This is a genomic window from Burkholderia sp. F1, from assembly GCF_050813845.1.
Lineage (GTDB): Bacteria > Pseudomonadota > Gammaproteobacteria > Burkholderiales > Burkholderiaceae > Burkholderia > Burkholderia ubonensis.
In genome coordinates this window covers 671,001-689,105 of record NZ_CP172423.1, presented here as the reverse complement: position 1 = coordinate 689,105, position 18,105 = coordinate 671,001, and the positions used below count along the sequence as shown (strand labels likewise).

Below are 18,105 nucleotides of genomic sequence, written 5' to 3'. Positions count from 1 at the left end.
CTCAGGCTCCCGACGGATTGCGTGTGTCGGTGTAGCGCGCTTGCGCATTCGCCGCTGGCGCCGCATCAGGCGTGGCGGCGGGCAAGTGCCGCAGGCAGTGGAAGCCGTAGTAGACGATCACGACGAAGCACGCGAGCGGCACGGCGAACGCGAGCTGCATGTTGCCGCCGGTGTGGTCGGAGATCAGCCCCTGGATCAGCGGCACGACGGCGCCGCCGACGATGCTCATCACGAGGATCGAGCCGCCGTACTCGGTGTCCTTGCCGAGGCCGTCGATCGTGAGGCCGTAGATGGTCGGCCAGCACGGGCCGAGGAAGATGCTGACGCCGACCGCCGCGTACACCGCGGTGATGTCGTGCACGCTGATCGTGTACGCGAGCAGCGCGATGCACAGGATGCCGTAGACGATCAGCACCTTGGCCGGGCCGACGCGCTTCATCACGAGCGTCGCGATCAGCTTGCCGACGAAGAACGCGAAGAAGGTCGCGAGCAGGTAGCGCGACGCGCCGCGCTCGGTGAGCCCGCCGATCTGCATCGCGAGCCGGATCGTGAAGCTCCACACGCCGACCTGCGCGCCGACGTACAGGAACTGCGCGACGACGCCCGCGACGAAGCGGCGGTTGCCGGCGAGGCGCGCGAGCGTGCCGCGCGCGTCGACGCGGTGCGTCGCGGCGTCCGAGCCGTTGCCCTTGCAGGCCGGGTACGGCGTCAGCGCGAACACGACGAACACCGCGACGAGCACGACGATCAGCCACCGGTACGGCTCGAGCGTGGCCCGGATCATCGCGAGCTGGTGCAGGTGCGCGTCGGCGGCCGACATGGCCGCGAGCTGCGCATGCGACGCGTCGCCTTCCTTGAAGATCAGGAAGCTGCCCATGACCACGCCGGCCATCGCGCCGAACGGATAGAACGTCTGCGAGATGTTGAGGCGACGCGTGCTGGTTTCGCGCGGGCCCATCAGCGTCGAGTACGAGTTCGACGCCGTTTCGAGGAACGACAGGCCCGCGGCGATCACGAACAGCGCGACGAGGAACATCCCGTACTTCGCCATCGACGCGGCCGGAAAGAACAGCAGGCAGCCGATCGTGTACAGCAGCAGGCCGACGAGGATCGTCGTCTTGTAGCTGAACTTCTTCACGACGGTCGCGGCGGGAATCGCGACGAAGAAATAGCCGAGATAGAACGCGGATTGCACGAACGCCGATTCGAAATCGGACAGGAAGAACGATTTCCTGAACTGCGCGATCAGCACGTCGTTCAGGTTCGCCGCGGTGCCCCACAGCGCGAACAGGCAGCACAGCAGCGTGAACGCGAAGAGGGGCGTGCGGTTCAGGTAATAGCCGTCGGGTGTGGGTTCGATTCTGGTTCGGCTCATGGGTGTCTCCTTCCCGGGTTGTCTCGTCTTTGGACGTCGCGTCGCGGCCGTCAGAGACCGGCGTCGCGCATGAAGCGTTCGAAGGTGGCGGCGTCGGCGTACGACTTCTGCGTGCCGAGTCCGGTCACCGAGTGCGCGGCATACGCGGACGCGTAGCGCATCGCGGCGGCGGCGTCGCGCGTTTCGACGTAGTAGCGCGCGAAGCAGCCGATGTACGCGTCGCCCGCGCCGGTGGTGTCGCGCGCGTCGACGCTGACGCCCGGCACGTGGCGCACGCCGTCGCGCGACACGAGCAGCGAGCCTTGGTCGCCGAGCGTGACGATCACCTGCCTGAGCCCGCGCTCGACCAGCGACGCGGCGGCGCGCGCGGCGGTTGCGGGGGAATCGACGGGCAAGCCGGACACGATCGCGAGCTCGGTTTCGTTCGGGACGAAGAATTCGACCGGGCGGATCCGCTCGAAATCGAGGTCGGGCACGGCCGGCGCGGGATTCAGCAGCACCGGGATGTCGTGCCGCGCGCCGAACGCGATCGCGTGATAGACGGTGTCGAGCTCGATCTCGAGCTGCAGCACGATCAGCCCGCATTCGCGCAGCGTCGGCGCGGCCGCGTCGATGTCGGCGGGCTTCAGGTGGCGGTTCGCGCCCTTGACGATCAGGATGCTGTTGCTCGAATCGGGCTCGACGAAGATCGGCGCGACGCCGCTCGGCACGCCGGGCACCTTGCGCACGTGCTCGGTGTCGATGCCGGCGCGCTCGAAGTTGCGGATCGTGTTGTCGGCGAACACGTCGTCGCCGACTTTCGTCACCATCACGACCCGCGCGCCGAGGCGCGCGGCCGCGACGGCCTGGTTCGCGCCCTTGCCGCCGCAGCCGAGCTCGAAGCCGGGCGCTTCGAGCGTTTCGCCGCGCGCGGGCATGCGGGTGACGTAGGTCACCAGATCGACCATGTTGCTGCCGATGACCGCGATTGTCTCCATGCGTTGTTTTCCTTGGAATGATTGGGGCGGATGCCGGGGAGGGGGCAGGCCGCGAATGTATGATAATAAAATAACACAAAATGTGAAAATGCAATCTTTGTATGTGATGGGGGTCACGGGCGGACGTTGCCGCCGCGAGGCCGCTCACACAACTAAAGTCGTGTCGATCGAGCGCTCGCTTCTGCCCCGGCCCCCTGCAGCACGCGGGCGCCGGACAGCCAGGCTTTATCACCAAGGGCTGTCGGCCGCGCTGCATCTTCCTCTCACATCCGAGGGCACTCGAAGCCTTCGACCGCTATGTCGAGTGGCGGTATCGTCGTAGTGCCGGCGTGTCGCTGGATCGTCGCGAGTATCGAGGCCTCATGCCTCGCACACGGTTGATTCTCACGCAGAAAGGTGGCCCGTTCGAGCTGAGCGTGAAGCGCCACGTGAACTTTGCCGGAGATCCCGTCGAATACCTGGCCGCCGACAGCCTGCAGAGTTACGTCACCAGCTTGTATCGCGCTGCAGGCCTCAGGGCCGGCTGCAGCAGCCACAGCGGCCGCCGGACCTTTGCGAGCCGCCTGGTCGCGCAAGGCCACTCGCTTGATACGGTACAGATCCTCTTGGGCCATTCGCATCTCGATCACGTCTCGCCCTATTTGGACGTGTCGGAACGCGATCGGCGGGAAGCCGTCGCCGAGATTGATCTCGGCGAGTGATGCCGGCCAATCTCGGCGGTCATTTGCCGTTCGGTACGTCTGCGGTTCACCCTTGCTTTTCGATTTGCCTTACCTTAAAGTAAGGAATATTGGAGGTATCACCATGACAGCAGCAACTATCACTTCGAAGGGCCAGGTCACGATCCCTGTGGACGTGCGCAATCAGCTTGGCCTGGCGTCGGGAGACCGGATCGAATTCAGCTTCAATGAGACGACCGGCCGGTATGAGATCTACCCGGCCACGCGCTCGCTCGCGTCGCTCAAGGGCATCGTGAAGAAGCCCGCTAAACCGGTGTCGGTCGAAGACATGAATCGGGCCATCGCCGAGCAGGGGGCATCCGCACGATGATCGGACTGGATACGAACGTGCTGGTTCGCTACTTTGCCCAGGACGACGTCGTTCAGTCGAAGAAGGCGACGGCGCTGATGGAGTCCCTGTCGGCCGAGCGGCCGGGGTACGTTTCGCAGGTCGCACTGGTCGAGGTCGTGTGGGTACTCGGGCGCTGCTATGGTGTCGAGCGAGGGCAGATGAAAGACATCATCGACTCGATGATCGGCACCAAGGAATTGATCGTTGAAGGCGCGGACACGGTGCGGAAGGCGCTTCGGGTTTTTGTGGCGTCTGCGAAGTCAGATTTCGCGGACTGCTTGATCGAGCGTTCAGGGCATGTAGCCGGGTGCGAGTTCACGGCTACTTTCGACGTGACGGCCTCGAAGGTCGCAGGGATGCAGTTGATTAAGTAATCACGGCACGAGCCGATAAACTGGAAAACGGAGAGTATCCACGAGTACAGGACCTCCATTTTCGCAGCAAGACGCCTGCCCTGGACGATATTCCGCTCGTCATCGAGCTGCGAGCACTGGTTGCAGACCTGCCCACGTACGGCTACCAACGCGCATGGGCGCTGCTGAGACGAAGCCGGGACACGCTGGGCCGCCCTCGTGTCAATGCAAAACGGGTTTATCGCGTCATGCGTTGCCACGGCCTGCTGCTCGAACGCCGACCTCGTCATGCCCCATCTACCCGTGGGCACGATGGCAAGGTTGCCGTGGACAGGAGCAACGTGCGCTGGTGGCCGGACGGTTTCGAATTCCGCTGCGACGACGGCGCGCCCTTGCGCGTCAGCTTTGCGCTGGACTGCTGCGACCGGGAAGCCATGAGCTGGGCCGCGACCACGGGAGGCTACACCGGCGACATGGTGCGCGATGTGATGCTTCAGGCTGTCGAAAGCCGCTTCCACGGCGCACTGCGAACTGACGGCGAAATCGCGTGGCTGAGCGACAACGGTTCCTGCTGCATTGCCGGCGAGACGCTGACGTGCTCGCAGCAAATCGGCTTGAAACCCGTCACGACACCCGTGAGAAGTCCGCAGAGCAACGGGATGGCTGAGCGCTTCGTCAAAACGATGAAGCGCGATTACGTTTCGTGGATGCCCAAGCCCGACGTCAGAACGGCGCTGCAAAACTTGGCCATTGCGTTCGACCACTACAACGAGTCGCATCCGCACAGCGCCCTGAAATACCGTTCGCCACGCGAGTTTCGCCACCAAGCAAATTCTCCAACCTAAGCGTGATCGCCTGTCCGGTCATGCAGGGGCAAGTCCAGTCGGCATCTCCCGGCACCGGCCGCCGAAACGTCCGTCGATTCAAGCCAACGAGCGCGCACGCCCGTCCGAATGGAAATTTGGCCTGCATCCGGAGCCATCGCAATCTGGAGGCAGGCCACGTCACGGTCAGCCGCCAACCGCTATCGCAAACACGTGCTGACGCCCGCTGCTGACCTGATACGGGAACGTGACGCTTTTCACGGCCCGGGTCGGATCGATAGCCTGCGTCCACTGGAACACCTTGGCCGATACATTATCCGCGCTGCCATCCATCTGCACGCGCGTCGGCGTCGACAGCGCAACCGTGTTGTAGGCGCCCGGTTGCCTGCTTCCGCCGTTCAGCGTCCAGTCGTCGAATGTCAGATCGAATGCCGCCTGCGTGCCGTCGACATAGGTGACGGTCAATTTGCCGGTGGACGGGCCATTGGTCGCGCTGCCGAGCAGCGACAGCGACGTGCCGCGCAACGGTGTCGAAAACGTGATCGTCTGCCCCTGGACGACCATGTTGTCCAGCCCCATCTTGCCGTCCGGCCAGACGAACGCCAGGCCGTTGAATGCGAGCTGCGCACCCGGCGCCGCGCCGACCGCGGCGAGCGCCTCCCGCGAATATCGCCATCCCGATCCATCGAACGTATAGCCTTCGGCGGCGAGGTCCGGCCTCGAACCGTTCGCGCCGATGCCGGTGTTGTTGAGCGCATCGGCGATGCCGGTGAATCCGTCGAGGCCATAGGACGGCAATTTCCCGGCGGCGGATGCGCCCCATTTCGACGGCTCGCTGCCCATCGCGATATCGAGTCTCGCCCCCTTGCGCAGATCGTCCCGCAGCCATATCCACGGCGCGTCGAATGCGGAGCCGTTGAGCGAAGCGCTCTGGATGTAGCGCGAGTCGGGGCCGGCTCCGATCGCGTTGATGACCAGTTGCTTCGTGCCGTCCGCCCAGCGAACGACGGCCTTCGGAAACACGGGCGAGTGCAGTGCGAGCCCGCCGACGGACGGGATGGCCGGGTACGCACCGAGCGCGGCCCATACGTACCACGACGATACCGCGCCGAGATCGTCGTTGCCGGGCAGCCCGCCGGGGCCGTCGCTGAACACGGCGGCGATGTTCTCGCCCGGATTGCCGTTGACGATGTCGCGCACCACCTTCTGCGTGCGCCACGGCGCGCCGGCCCAGTTGTAGTGCCACGGCGAAGCGAAGCTTGGCTCGTTGCCGATATAGAAATTCGGCGGCGACATGCCGGCGTTCAGGTTGGAAAAGTACGCATCCAGTCGCTTCACGACAGCGTCGTTTCCGCCCATGAGCGCATACAGTTCGCGCGTGTCGTGCAGCGTCATCCACGTATATTGCTCGGCGTTGCCCTCGACCATGTCCTGGTTCGCAATCGGCGAAAGTTTCCAGCTGCCGTCGTCGAAGCGCGGCAGGATCTGCTTCTGCTGCGCATTGAACATGTTCTTCCACTGCGCGGCGCGCGCGAGGAACTGGCGATAGGCCGGTTCGTTGCCGAGCGATTTCGCGAACGATGCGATCGCAAAGTCGACGGCGCTGAATTCGGGCGTGAGCGAGCCGGCCCACCACCCTCGGCTGAGCGAGACGAAACCGCGCGTCAGGTGATCGCCCATCCGGTCATCGCCGTCGCGCGGAATCGTGTTGCCGCAACGAACCACGCGTTTGTTGCCGGCCAGCCTCATGTACTTCAGTGCGCCCGCGGTATCGAAGGCCGTGGCGCCGAATGCATGGCCGCCGACGATGACGGGCACGCCGGAGTCGCCCGGCATGATGCCTTGGTCGACGTTGATCGGCGACCAGCGCGGAATCGCGCCGCACTGGTCGGCGTCGGTCACGAGCGACTGCAGCATGTCGCTGGTCTCGTGCGGGAACAGCATGCCGAGCAACGGCATCAGGCTTCGATACGTGTCCCAGTTCGAATAGTTCACGTATTGCGTGCGGCCGCTCTCGACCCGGTGAACCTTCCTGTCGAAGCCGATGTAGTCGCCGGTGACGTCGCTGTTGACGTTCGGCGACAGCATCGAGTGATACAGCGCCGTATAGAACTTGCGCTTGTCGACGAGCGATCCGCCATCCACCTGGATCGTATTCAGCCGATCGTTCCATTTGTCGTCGGCGGCCTTGCGCACGGCGTCGAAATCCCAGTTGGTCGCGGGATTTTCCGCATCCAGGTTCCGCTTCGCGTTGTCGATACTGACGTACGACAACGCCACCTTCATCTGAATCGGCGCGTTTTTCGCGGCAAAGCGCACTTTCGCGTTGCCGTTGCCGAGGTCGGTCGCCGTCTTGTCGATGTTGCGGTCGAACCGGATGTAGAAATAGACCGTGTAGTTCGGTGCGCCGCAGAAGCCGCCGCCAACCGTCGAGCCTTGCAGCGCATCGTTGGCCGCATAGCCGATGCTGCCGGTCGTCGATGCCTTGGTGTTCGTGCGCGTGGCGTCGATCACGAGCGCAGGCGCCTGCGCGCTGTCGGGAAAGGTGAAACGCCCGAAGCCGGTGCGTGTCGTCGCGGTCAGCTCCACCTTGATGCCGTCGTTCAGCGCGACGCGGTAGTAGCCCGGCGACGCGGTTTCGTTCTCATGCTTGAAGTTCGCCGCCGGCTTGACGAGGTTCGATGCCACGGTGGCCGGATCGAGTGCCGGCATGACCGGGAGTTCGCCGGAATTGCCGTCGCAGCCCGCGCCGCTCATCTGCGTGAGCGGGAAGCCGATGATCGTGTTCTCCGTATAGACATAGCCGACCGGCGTGTCCTTCCCGCCGCCGGGCGTGATACTGGGCGTCATCGGCGTCCACTGCACCATGCCGAACGGCGTGGTGGCGCCGGGGAACGTGCCGCCGCGCTCGCCGGCCGGCACCGGGTCGGTCGCCCGGACACTGGCGTTGGCGGTGCCGATGAACGGATTGACGTACTGGGTCAACGCCGCCCGCACGTATGATTCCTCGGGGACGACGGTCGTGCTGTCCGACGGGCTGATCGGGCTGCCCGCCCCGGGCTGCGCGGCATCCGCACGCGTCGACGAAACCTTGGAAGGCGACATGTCGTCTTCCCCGTTGCAGCCGACGAGCAGCAAGCTCGCCAGGAGTGCAGTCAATACGGCGTTGTATCGTCTCTTCATGCCTCCTCCTTTGATTTTGCAGTAGTAGGACAACCGCGTCGCGCAGCAACCTCGACTTGCGACAGGATCAGGGCGACGGTTTCGCGACGGCCTTCGTGTAGTCCGCGCCCGGGCCGGACGGCGGCGCCAGCGCGGCACCCGTTGCCCAGTCGGTCGGCGTGGACGACAACGTGTAGGTCAGCGTGCCGCCGTCGGCAATTGCCGCGAGCGGCAACCACGATCCCTGATAGGCCTTTCCGTTGAGCCGCACGGACTTGATGTACGGCTTGCCGTTCAGCAGCGCCTCGTCGTCGGACTCGATGCGCAGCTTCTTCGTGCCGTCGGCGAGCCAGACCGTCATGCCCTTGAACTGCGGCGTCGACATCGCAAGGCCAGGCGCCGACGGCACGACCGGATAGAGACCGAGGCTCGCCCACAGGTAGAGGCCGGACGTTGCGCCGAAGTCGTCGTTGCCGGGCAGGCCGCCGGGTGCGTTGAAGAAGGTCCGCGTCATCACGATCGGGATCACGCGCTGCGTGAGCTGCGGCCTGCCGGTCCAGTTGTATGCCCACGGCGTCTGCAACGACGGCTCGTTGCCGATGTACAGCGTGCTGCCCGATTCGCCGCTGTTGAGCGTCGATGCGCTCGGCAACGGGCCGTTGAACGGATCGGTCTGGCTGAGGCCGAACAACGTGTTCAGTCGCGCGATGGCCGCGGCGTTGCCGCCCAGTTGGTTGATCAGCTCTGCGTAGTCATGGCCGATCGTCCAGGTGTAGTTCGGCTCGGTTGATTCATGGAAGCCGCGATTGTTGTTGAGACTGAAGTCCCATTGTCCGCTCGAGTTCTTCGTGACGAGCCCCTTCGTTTCACCATAGTAGTTGTTGCCGGACGGAATATTCGCGTTGAAGATGTTGATCCAGTTGCGGCCGCGCTTGCGCAGCGCAGTGACGGTGCCCGCGTCGTCGGTGCGTCCAAGCGCGGCGAGGAAGTTGCCGATCGACGTGTCCGTCGCGGTCAGTTCCAGCGTCATCGAGCCCGCGTGATGGCTTCCGGCAACCTCGGTCGACACATAGCCGTTCTTCAGATAGAAGTCGCCGACCGTGTTCACGCCGGCGCCGTCGTCGACGCTGCCCATGTTGTTGCATGCGCCCTCGACGAACGGGCTGCCCGGTCCGCCCGTGCCGAACGCGGATTGCAGCATGTACCTGCGAGCGGCGCCGATATCGAAGCCGCGTGCGCCGAACGCATAGGCACCCGCGATCGCGTTCGGTGCGTGGTCTCCTTCCATCGGCTTGGTGTCGTCGCTGCCGTCCACCCAGTGCGGGAACGCGCCGCACTGCTTCGCATCGGCCACGAGCGATTGCATCATGTCGCTCGTCTCGCCCGGGAACATCAGCGCCTGCAATTGCGTCAGCGAGCGGTACGTATCCCACAGCGAGAATCCCGAATAATGCGTACGGTACGCATTCGGATTGCCAGGTACCGGATACTGCGACACGTTGGCCGTGTCACGTCGGGGCGCCGTGTTCGACGGATCGGCGAGATTGGCCTGGCGCATGCCGCGATAATCGCCGTTGACATCGCTGTAGACCGTCGGTCCCGCCATCGCGTGATAAAGCGCCGTATAGAACTGCGTGACGTAATCCTTCGCGGTCTTGGCTTGCGCATCCCCAAAGCTTCCCATCGCACCCGGTTGGGCGAGATCGAGCTGGATCGTGTTGAGCCGGCTATTCCAGGTCGCATCCAGCTTGCCCCTGACCTTGTCGAACGACCAGCCGGGGTTTTCCGTCGTCAGATTCAGCCTGGCATTCGCCACGCTGACCGACGAAATGCCGGCCTTCAACTGCACGGTCGTCTTGCCGCCATCGGCCTTGGGCACGAACACGAGCGTTGCGACACCGTTGGCGACTTTGGTTGCATTCGGATCGAGCGGGGTATCGAACGTGATGTAGAAGTTCACCGGCTTGTACCAGGTGCCGCCACAGAACGCACCGACCACCGTCGTGCCGGACACGACGCCCGCCTGGGCATCGACCGTGATGTTGACCGAGTCCGGTATCAGCGTCGTCGGAACGCCCGACTTCATGCCATTGCTGCGCAATGCATTGATGACGAGGGTCGGCGCCGAACCGGACGGATAGGTGAGGCGCGCCATCCCGGTACGCGTCGTTGCCGTGAATTCACTGAGAATGCCATTGCTGGTCGTCACGCCGTAATAGCCGGGCGACGCCACCTCGTCATCGTGCGAGAACGACAGCGAACCACCGCCCGGAATCATTGCGACGGCGCCCTGCCCGCGGCAACCGGGGCCCGCCAGATGCGTCAGGCTGAAAAAGTCGATGGTCGTATCGGAGTAGTAGTAACCGCCGGAACCGTTACCCCATGGCGACCTGCTGCCGGGCGTATCGGGACCAAAGCTGACCATGCCGAACGGCGCTTGCGCCGCCGGGTTCAGATTACCCGGGAAAAGGCCGCCGGCCTTGGGCGCGCCCGTGCCGATGAAGACATTGACGAACTTCGTCAGGCCAGCGATATCGTTACGCTTCACGGACGCGGGCGCGTTATCGCTGCCACCGGTCGTCTCGGGATTCGCATTGGCGGAGCCGCCATTTCCTGGAGGATTGACCACGGCTCCCGAAACAAGACGTATGGCGGGCGTGGACTCGACCGAGTCGCCACCGCATCCTGATGTAATCAGGGCGATTGTCATGGCGGTTACCACCGCCCAATGCATCCTTCCGTTCATTCAGGTATCCATATCATTGATTTAAAAAACATGCGGCTTTCCACTGTCCACCGCAGTTTGCCTTGGGGAAGCGTATATCTTCCACCAGGGAATTCTCCCTATTTTTGGTGTGTTTATCTAAACAATGCTTATTTGCTGGAAGGTTAAACAAATAAGGCGTGATGTGTCATACGAGCATGAAACCGAAAACCGAGGCGGGACAATTGCAAACGCGTCTACAGACTGTATCGGTCGGCAGGCGTGCCGACCGGCCCGAAAGTCGTCCGCGTATTGATTAACCCTAAAGACATCGGCGGCGGGAGGTCGTAAATCCATCCTGTCCTCGATCCAGCTCAACCACTGGCTGATAAGCACCTGATCGGGCGGGCATTCCCGCGTTTTCGCATCCTCGAAAACGCGCCAGACGCCATGCCGTGCGCGCTTCACGTGCGACCGAGAACGGGTTTTTGGACACGTTTTCGGGGACGATTTGGCCGCTGCACGGATCTGCTGGATTTGCCGCATTATTTCGCTTTCAGCCGAGCCGGTTCTTCGTTACGTCCTGACGCCGCCCCGATAGTAATCGTTGTTAGTCGCCGCACGACATCCGGCTGCTCCAGTGCCGTCGGTTTCGCATCACGTGCCACTGGCTCTTCAAGTATGCGACCGGCAGGCTCCCTTGGCCTACCTTGTGTGTGCGCCGGCGCGGGTGCCGCGTCTGTTCGTCCGGATGTCAGCGCTCGACGAGGTATCGAGCGCGTGGGTGGGCTGCGTGCGGAATCGTGTCGCGCGCCTTGGCGCGCGAACGGGCGCTAGATCAGCCGTTCCGACAGCACACGAAACGCGACGCCGGGAACGACGAAGCAGAACGGCGCGCCGACCGCGCCGATCCGCTGCAGGAACTCGCCGTGGCCGACCGGCTCCACCGGCCTGAGCGGCTTGACAGCCTCGACGTCGATCGGCAGGTCGATGCAGGCGTGGGCGAGGCCATTGCAATCCTCGACGTGCGCAACCGCGCCGTGCTGCAGGCTCAGGAACGTCACCGCGCTGTGCCATGAATCGAAGAACGGCGCGAGTTCGGCGGGCAGCGTGCTGAATCGTCCGTCATGCGGCGTGTGTTCGAAGCGCTGCGCGAGTTGCGACGGCCGCGCTTCCCGGCCAGTAATCCGTGAGGTGTTGCATGTCGCCCTTGAAACCACCAGACTTCCGGATGCCTTTGGCCCGGCGCTTATGTTTGTTTCAAAATATTTAACTATGTCGACTTTGTTGATGAATGTTTGAATTTTCACCATCAGCATGAGCTCGCGGGGAATGCCTCCCGGCGGGAGTCGGCAAACTTGTATATCTTTTCGACCATGCTCGGCATCGAATTGGCGTTACCGGTGTCGCTGCGACAAAGGCGCATTCTTTCAATTTAATGACATATGTATTACGTGCGGGGTCGATGTGAGGAAATGGCTTTTGCTTGCTCTAAATGTTGTGGCAACATTGACCGTTACTTGTTTTTTTCTGTCTTGTTCTTATCGCCTGGCCTTTCCAATGGGGAAGCATGACAGGCAAATTTCGATCGTCGAATTATTCATGCTGCTGCCCACGGTGATCAGTATTTTGTGGCTGCTGGCACGGTTATTAAGAAAAGATCGATCCGGGACTTGCCTTTATAGATTTTGCTCCTGGGCGGCTGATGGCAAGCCCCATCGCCGTCTGGTCGCGAGCATCATCGGTGCAATGGTACTCGTTGGAATCTTGAAGTTTTCAGCCTTGATTATGAGGACGGTGCTTTAACATGGATCCTGTTACATCTACGATTACTTTGCTTGTTATCGGAGACAACACGCTCTCCGCCAGTAATGCCGGGCTGAAAGAAGGAGCGACGCTCGTCTCTTCGAGTGGTCAGATCGTGGGGTTGATCGGCTCGGTGAACCCGGCTGGAACGATCGCAACCAACCCGGCCGCAGCCGTGGTTACGGCATTGAAAATAACCGTCGACGTTCAGTCTGGGAAGCCGATACAGCTGGGAGACCTCCTTGCCGTAACTGGCAATCTTGTCGCAACTGCCGGGGCCGTTGCATGCTATATACCTGGTGGTCAGGCCGTTGGCGTAGGTGCGATTATTGTAGGTGACTTGCTGAATATCGGTGGACTTTATCTCGATCGCTACCAGATAGGAGATGCATTTAAATCCGTTTACAACGCCATCTCCCAGAATGGATCCGTTCCCGTCAACTCGCCCGATGGCGCAACGCTCCAAAGTTTCGTCGCGAACCATAACGGCAGGGATAGCGGAGGCGCAACCGTCGCGGCAACCTTCAACACCGACGACACGGTGGGCAAGATAACGTCCTACGACAAGTCCGGCAACATCATTCAGACAGACAGTTATACCTATACCAAGGACGGAACCGGAAAGGTCGCGACGGTCACCGAGAATCTCTACAACGCCAGCGGCACGTTACTGTCGTCCACGGTGACTGACGCGGATAACTCCAGCGCGACAACCGTCTACAACAGCCCGGCCGACTCGCATCTCGTCACCGTCACCAACAAGGATGCCAACGGCAAGATCACTCAAATTGCCACTACCGTTGCCGACACCAGCGCGAATACCTATGACACGACCGTCACCGACGCTTCCGGGAAAGTGCTTTACACACGGATCAGCACATATGTCGACGGCATGCTGTCGACCCAAGCCGAATACGACCCGTTAGGGGTGCTGACTCGTCAAACTGCTTTTTGGTCCGGAAAGCTCCTCCTGATCGATAGTTACTCGGGCGGCACCCTTGTCGGTCGGCTCGAGTATCGATACGACGACAACGGTAACTTCATCGATATCAACGCGTCCGGAGCAAGCTCGATCACGGGAAGCAATCTGCAGATCACCCTGGACCGATACAATATGATGCGCTTTTCGCCCGCAGCGAACCTGACGCTGGTCGGCACCGGCAATACGGTGACGGCTGCATGGCTCAACGAGCCCTACCACGGCTACGACTCTGTTTTCAATTTGGTGGCAGGCGATAGCATCAATATCGTCGACATGGGGGGTATTACGATCAATGGCGGTGCAGGCGAAGCCATTACGCTGACGAGTGTCGGCCCCGGCCCCAGCGATACGGTCAACGTGAGCGGCGACTCCGCGAACCTTGTCGCCGCGGATGGCCAAGCCGCGGGCATTACCTTGACGCAGGGTTCCGCAGCGACTTTCTCCGGCAGCGGCAACACGATCAGGGCTGCCGCAAGAGCAAGCATCTACAACGCAACCGGCGACGACATCGTCCTGACCGGCAACGACGTGCTCTTGCAATTCGGCAGCGGCAATCGGATTGTCGCCGCCGACGGCGCCAGCGTGAATATCCTCAATGAAACGAACGACACGATCACCGGTAACAACGAAGTGATCGTCTTCGGCGGCAGCCTGACGTTGAAAGGAACCGGCGATGTCGTCTCCGGCGGCGGCACTTTGACCCTCATCGACAATGCAAGCGTGACCTTCAACGGCGGCGGCACGATCAAGGCCGGCGCCGGTGATGCGATCACGATCGGCAGCGACGCGGGCGTGGTGACGATCAACGTGAACGGCGATGCCGCCGGCGGCAGGACAACCGACGGCAAAGCAACGGGCATCGTGCTGGGCCGCAACGTCAAGGCGACGATCGTCGGCGCCGGCAACGCGGTCACGGCCGCCGGAAGCAACAACCTGACAGCAAGCCACGACGACATCACACTGAACGGCAGCAACGTCACCGTAACGGGCGAAGGCAATCACATCACCGCGATTGCCAACGCCACCATGACCTTGTCCGGCGTGAACCTCGACGAAACGATCGTCGGCGATGGCGAAACCATCGAGGCGTTCGGCCAAGGTTCCTTGACGCTACGGGGCACCGGCGACATCGTCACGGCCAACCGCACCACGCTCACGCTTGCAAATTCCGGATCCCGTCTGACGCTAGGCGGTGGCGATGACACGATCGTCTCCGGCGGAGGCGATGCGATCACGATCACTTCCGCGCAGGCTGGAACCCGGCACGACGAGTACACGCTCAAGGTCTCCGGCTCTGACAGCGTCGTGCTCGGCCAAAACGTCGACCTGTCGATTGACGGCAGCGGAAACGCCATCACCGCTGCGGGCAACGACAACATCACCGGAAGCGGAAACAAGATCGCGTTGACCGGCGACGGCACCTCGATTACCGGCGATAAGAACGCGATCACGGCGTCGGGCAGGACCGTGATCGTCGAAAACAGTAATGACGATACGTTGTTCGGCGACAACAATACGATCGAGGGCGGCGTCTCGACGCTGAGGCTGGAAGGCACCGGCAACACGGTGGCCTCGGGCGCGATCGCCGTGACGCTCGTCGCCGGCGCCAGCGTCACGGTGAGCGGCGGCGGAAACACCGTGTATGCCGGGTCGGACAACGCGGTGACGATCAATGCGCCGACGGACCCTTACAATAATTCGACCAACTACGTCGAGGTGAGCAACGATACAGCCGGGATCGTAGTGAACCAAGGCGGGCGGGTCAGTATCAAGGGAACGGGCAACCGCATCACGACGCATGGCGCCTACAACGTCGGGGCTGACGGCAGCACCATTACCTTGGACCGGAGCGGCACCGACGTCTCTGGCGACAACAACGTGCTATACGCGGCCGACAACCTGAGCTTGTACGTCTATGGGAGGAACAACGTGGTCTTCGGCAATAACGAGACCATCAATTCCTACGTCGGCAGCCTCACGCTGAAGGGCAGCGGTGACAGCGTGACGACGTCCGGCAGCACGCTGACGGCGAACGGCATCGGCGTCACGCTCACCGGCACGAACGACACGATCGTCGGCGATAACGATGTGCTGACGCTCGGCAGCGGCACCATGAACCTCACGGTCCAAGGGGCCGGCGAAACGATCGTCCTGTCCGATCCCACGATCACCGCGGCGTCGTTGAAGGTGAGTGCCTCCGCTAACGGAAAGGACTTGCTGTTGACCGATAGCGCGACGGGCAATCAAAGGATCGCATTCGACGGAATGCTGGCGGCAGGCAATCAGGGCGCGACGCAACTGCAGTTCGCCGACGGCACGGTGTGGACGCGTGCGCAGATGCTGTCGATGGCGCATGCGGCGGGTACGCCGAGTGTTCCGCCGTCTCCGGTTGGGACGCCGGGCAAGAACGCAACCGATGTTCAGGCCAGCCAACTGATCCATGCGATGGCGGCGTTTTCGGCAAATCGCTCGAGCGCGGATTGGATGTCGCCGGCGAGTCCGGTGACGGCCGACACAGCGGTATTGGCCCAAGGGTATTCCGCATCGCATCTGCACAGGCCGTAAAGGCGCCGACGCAGTGAATGTCAAGCGCGGGCCGTCGACGGCGGCCCCGCGCGGCGGCGCTTTTGTACGTGCCGCCAGTCCGTCTCATTGAAATCGAACAGGGCGAGTTTTCGAGGAGAAACAGTAGCCCCGACACGATGCTTGCTTCGTGGGGCGAGGCGGCGACACGTATCCAGGCTAGATCAGCCGCTCCGACAGCACACGAAACGCGACACCGGGAACGACGAAGCAGAACGGCGCGCCGACCGCGCCGATCCGCTGCAGGAACTCGCCGTGGCCGACCGGCTCCACCGGCCTGAGCGGCTCGACGGCATCGATGTCGATCGGCAGGTCGATGCAGGCGTGGGCGAGGCCATTGCAGTCCTCGACGTGCGCAACCGCGCCGTGCTGCAGGCTCAGGAACGTCACCGCGCTGCGCCATGAATCGAAGAACGGCGCGAGTTCGGCGGGCAGCGTGCGTTCGGAGGTCGTCTCGGCGACGCAGCGAAAATCCGGCGCGCTGCCGTCGCCGCCCGCGAGCAGCGTGCTGAATCGTCCGTCACGCGCCGTATGTTCGAAGCGCTGCGCGAGATGCGACGGCAACGCGTCGCTGAACAGCCGGCTGCCGAGCGCATAAAGCGGATGGTCGAAGACGTTCTTCACGAACAGGACCGTCTGTTTGGCCGGCGCCTGCTCCGGAAGGGTATCGACGTAAAGCCGCCAGTTGCTTTGCAGCGGCGACGGAAAGAGCCGGCGCAGCGGGCCGGCGGCGCGCGGGCCGAAGTGGCGGTGCGCGTAAGTCAGGATGGTGAACGGCGTCTTGCCGTCGCGCGCGGCCAGCCCGACGCCGGGCGGCACCAGGTGGGCGACGTCCGCGAGATCGACGAGCCACGTGCAATACACGACGTCCCGCACGTCACTGGCGAGTTGCAGGAACGGCAGCCGCGACAGCAGCGCGCGGCGGGCGCGCAGCAGCGGCCGGCTCGCGACGACCCGGTTGGCGAGGCGGCCGACGATGCCGGCGGACGGATGGACGAATGCGTTGGTATCAGACATGGCCGTTGTTGTTGTGATGGACTGACGCGCGGCGCGAAAGCAAACACCTTCGGCTTTGGCGGGCGCGCGTGCAAGGTACCTCAATTGCCGGCATCGCGCCGCTTTCGATCGAGTTCTTCGGGAGGCGGGCCGGATGGGCGACGCAAGCCCGCATGATCCGACCGAAACCCGCCGGGCGACTGCCCGGTCCATTTGCGGAACGCGCGATGAAACGCGCTCGGCTCGGAGAAGCCCAGCTCGCCCGCGATGTCGGCCACGCTGCGCGTGCCGTCGCGCAGCAGCGACTGCGCGATGACGCTGCGCATCTCGTCCTTGATCGCCGCGAAGCTCTGCCCTTCGCTGCGCAAGCGCCGCCGCAGCGTCGCCGGCGGCATGTCGAGCCGCGCGGCCAGCGCGTCGAAGTTCGGCCAATCCGCCGCCGGAATGGCCTTCAGGTGCGCGCGGATCTTCGCGACCCATCCCGAGTCGTGCCGGTAGCGCACCAGGATGTTGGCGGGCGCGCCGCGCAGGAAGGTCTTCAGCGCCTGCTCGGAGCGGATCGTGGGCAGGCGCAGATAGGCCGCGTCGAACGCGAGCCGGCAATCGGGCCGGTCGAAATGCACCGGCGCGCCGAAGAACTGGCTGTAGTCGGCGCGATGGACGGGGCTCGCGCACGAGAAATCGATGCGCCGCAACGGAATGCGCCGCCCGATCAGCCAGCACGCGAGCCCGAGCAGGATCAGCCAGAACGTGCGGTAAGCGAACGCGGGGCGTGGCCCGCCCGCGTCGGCGAGCACGATGCGCGCCTCGCCGCCGGCCACCTGCAGCCGGCCGTGCGGATGGTCGAGCACCACCCGCAGAAACCGCAGCGCGCGCCGCAGCGCCTGCTCGAGCGTGGCCGCATGCAGGACCGCGTGACACATGAGCGCGAAGCTGCCGACCCGCATCGGCCGCGCGGCGAGGCCGAAGAACTCGTCGTCCAGCGCGTCGGCCATCGCCAGCCACAGCCGCCCGTACTGCTGGATCGTGACCGGGCTGTCCACCTCGGCCGGCAGCCCGGCCGCGCGCAGCAGCGGCTGCACGTCGACGCCTTGCTGCCGCAGGCACGCGAGCGCGTCCTCGACGAAGCCCGGCGCAATCATGTGCCGTTCCACCACAGACCCTCCGGATATGGCATTTCCGATCAGGATCGTAGACTCGATTTGTCATTGTTTGCAATGTCGGCGATGACTACCATCGGGAACGAATCTGCCGCGCCGGCCGATCTGCCGG

The 18,105-nt window shown here is 63.3% G+C and carries 11 protein-coding genes and 1 pseudogene; 5 read left to right on the top strand and 7 right to left on the bottom strand.

Features of this window, described 5'->3' with window-relative positions; all coding sequences use genetic code 11:
* Nucleotide 1: 1 nt before the first annotated feature.
* The gene (gene fucP, locus ACFIMZ_RS37320; protein ID WP_431825695.1) at nt 2-1,375 is read right to left on the bottom strand and encodes an L-fucose:H+ symporter permease; all 1,374 of its coding nucleotides are present in this window, start codon (nt 1,373-1,375) and stop codon (nt 2-4) included.
* A 50-nt stretch (nt 1,376-1,425) separates the two neighbouring features.
* On the bottom strand, nt 1,426-2,352 hold the full coding sequence (rbsK, locus tag ACFIMZ_RS37315) for a ribokinase (RefSeq protein ID WP_431825694.1): 927 nt from the start codon (nt 2,350-2,352) through the stop codon (nt 1,426-1,428).
* Between the two features lie 362 nt (nt 2,353-2,714).
* Here rbsK and ACFIMZ_RS37310 point away from each other — a divergent pair, with 362 nt between their 5' ends.
* The 4 genes and pseudogenes from ACFIMZ_RS37310 to ACFIMZ_RS37295 form a co-directional block, all read left to right on the top strand.
* Nucleotides 2,715-3,053 (top strand): tyrosine-type recombinase/integrase, encoded by a 339-nt coding sequence (locus ACFIMZ_RS37310; protein WP_431825693.1) that lies wholly within the window; start codon nt 2,715-2,717, stop codon nt 3,051-3,053.
* Between the two features lie 103 nt (nt 3,054-3,156).
* On the top strand, nt 3,157-3,402 hold the full coding sequence (locus tag ACFIMZ_RS37305) for an AbrB/MazE/SpoVT family DNA-binding domain-containing protein (RefSeq protein WP_059610068.1): 246 nt from the start codon (nt 3,157-3,159) through the stop codon (nt 3,400-3,402).
* Nucleotides 3,399-3,797, top strand: coding sequence for a PIN domain-containing protein (locus ACFIMZ_RS37300; protein WP_431825692.1), 399 nt, complete (start codon nt 3,399-3,401; stop codon nt 3,795-3,797). The genes ACFIMZ_RS37305 and ACFIMZ_RS37300 overlap by 4 nt, the downstream gene beginning before the upstream one ends.
* A 77-nt stretch (nt 3,798-3,874) precedes the next feature.
* Nucleotides 3,875-4,621, top strand: a pseudogene (locus tag ACFIMZ_RS37295) (IS3 family transposase); the annotation flags it as partial.
* Nucleotides 4,622-4,786: 165 nt separating this feature from the next.
* Here ACFIMZ_RS37295 and ACFIMZ_RS37290 read toward each other — a convergent pair.
* The 3 genes from ACFIMZ_RS37290 to ACFIMZ_RS37280 all read right to left on the bottom strand — a co-directional run bounded on the left by ACFIMZ_RS37290 (nt 4,787) and on the right by ACFIMZ_RS37280 (nt 11,785).
* Nucleotides 4,787-7,783, bottom strand: a complete 2,997-nt coding sequence (locus ACFIMZ_RS37290) for a GH92 family glycosyl hydrolase (RefSeq protein WP_431825691.1) — start codon at nt 7,781-7,783, stop codon at nt 4,787-4,789.
* A 67-nt stretch (nt 7,784-7,850) separates the two neighbouring features.
* Entirely contained in the window at nt 7,851-10,310 is a 2,460-nt protein-coding gene (locus tag ACFIMZ_RS37285) for a GH92 family glycosyl hydrolase (RefSeq protein WP_431825690.1), read from the bottom strand.
* 989 nt (nt 10,311-11,299) lie between these two features.
* Nucleotides 11,300-11,785, bottom strand: coding sequence for a hypothetical protein (locus tag ACFIMZ_RS37280; protein ID WP_431825689.1), 486 nt, complete (start codon nt 11,783-11,785; stop codon nt 11,300-11,302).
* 488 nt (nt 11,786-12,273) lie between these two features.
* Between ACFIMZ_RS37280 and ACFIMZ_RS37275 the strand changes: the two genes are divergently transcribed.
* Complete coding sequence (locus tag ACFIMZ_RS37275; RefSeq protein WP_431825688.1) at nt 12,274-15,819, top strand: beta strand repeat-containing protein; 3,546 nt, start codon at nt 12,274-12,276, stop codon at nt 15,817-15,819.
* A 177-nt stretch (nt 15,820-15,996) separates the two neighbouring features.
* Here the strand turns inward: ACFIMZ_RS37275 and ACFIMZ_RS37270 are convergent, their stop codons facing one another.
* Both ACFIMZ_RS37270 and ACFIMZ_RS37265 read right to left on the bottom strand, forming a co-directional pair.
* Complete coding sequence (locus ACFIMZ_RS37270; RefSeq protein ID WP_431825687.1) at nt 15,997-16,854, bottom strand: DUF2071 domain-containing protein; 858 nt, start codon at nt 16,852-16,854, stop codon at nt 15,997-15,999.
* A gap of 80 nt (nt 16,855-16,934) precedes the next feature.
* On the bottom strand, nt 16,935-17,975 hold the full coding sequence (locus tag ACFIMZ_RS37265; RefSeq protein WP_431825686.1) for an AraC family transcriptional regulator: 1,041 nt from the start codon (nt 17,973-17,975) through the stop codon (nt 16,935-16,937).
* Nucleotides 17,976-18,105 lie beyond the last annotated feature (130 nt).

Excerpts from the sequence above, each read along its gene's own strand:
- ACFIMZ_RS37290 (WP_431825691.1), bottom strand. The coding sequence starts at position 7,783 with ATGAAGAGACGATACAACGCCGTATTGACTGCACTCCTGGCGAGCTTG.
- ACFIMZ_RS37280 (WP_431825689.1), bottom strand. The coding sequence starts at position 11,785 with ATGCTGATGGTGAAAATTCAAACATTCATCAACAAAGTCGACATAGTT.
- rbsK (WP_431825694.1), bottom strand. The coding sequence starts at position 2,352 with ATGGAGACAATCGCGGTCATCGGCAGCAACATGGTCGATCTGGTGACC.
- ACFIMZ_RS37275 (WP_431825688.1), top strand. The coding sequence starts at position 12,274 with ATGGATCCTGTTACATCTACGATTACTTTGCTTGTTATCGGAGACAAC.
- ACFIMZ_RS37270 (WP_431825687.1), bottom strand. The coding sequence starts at position 16,854 with ATGTCTGATACCAACGCATTCGTCCATCCGTCCGCCGGCATCGTCGGC.
- ACFIMZ_RS37265 (WP_431825686.1), bottom strand. The coding sequence starts at position 17,975 with ATGATTGCGCCGGGCTTCGTCGAGGACGCGCTCGCGTGCCTGCGGCAG.
- ACFIMZ_RS37310 (WP_431825693.1), top strand. The coding sequence starts at position 2,715 with ATGCCTCGCACACGGTTGATTCTCACGCAGAAAGGTGGCCCGTTCGAG.
- ACFIMZ_RS37305 (WP_059610068.1), top strand. The coding sequence starts at position 3,157 with ATGACAGCAGCAACTATCACTTCGAAGGGCCAGGTCACGATCCCTGTG.
- fucP (WP_431825695.1), bottom strand. The coding sequence starts at position 1,375 with ATGAGCCGAACCAGAATCGAACCCACACCCGACGGCTATTACCTGAAC.
- ACFIMZ_RS37300 (WP_431825692.1), top strand. The coding sequence starts at position 3,399 with ATGATCGGACTGGATACGAACGTGCTGGTTCGCTACTTTGCCCAGGAC.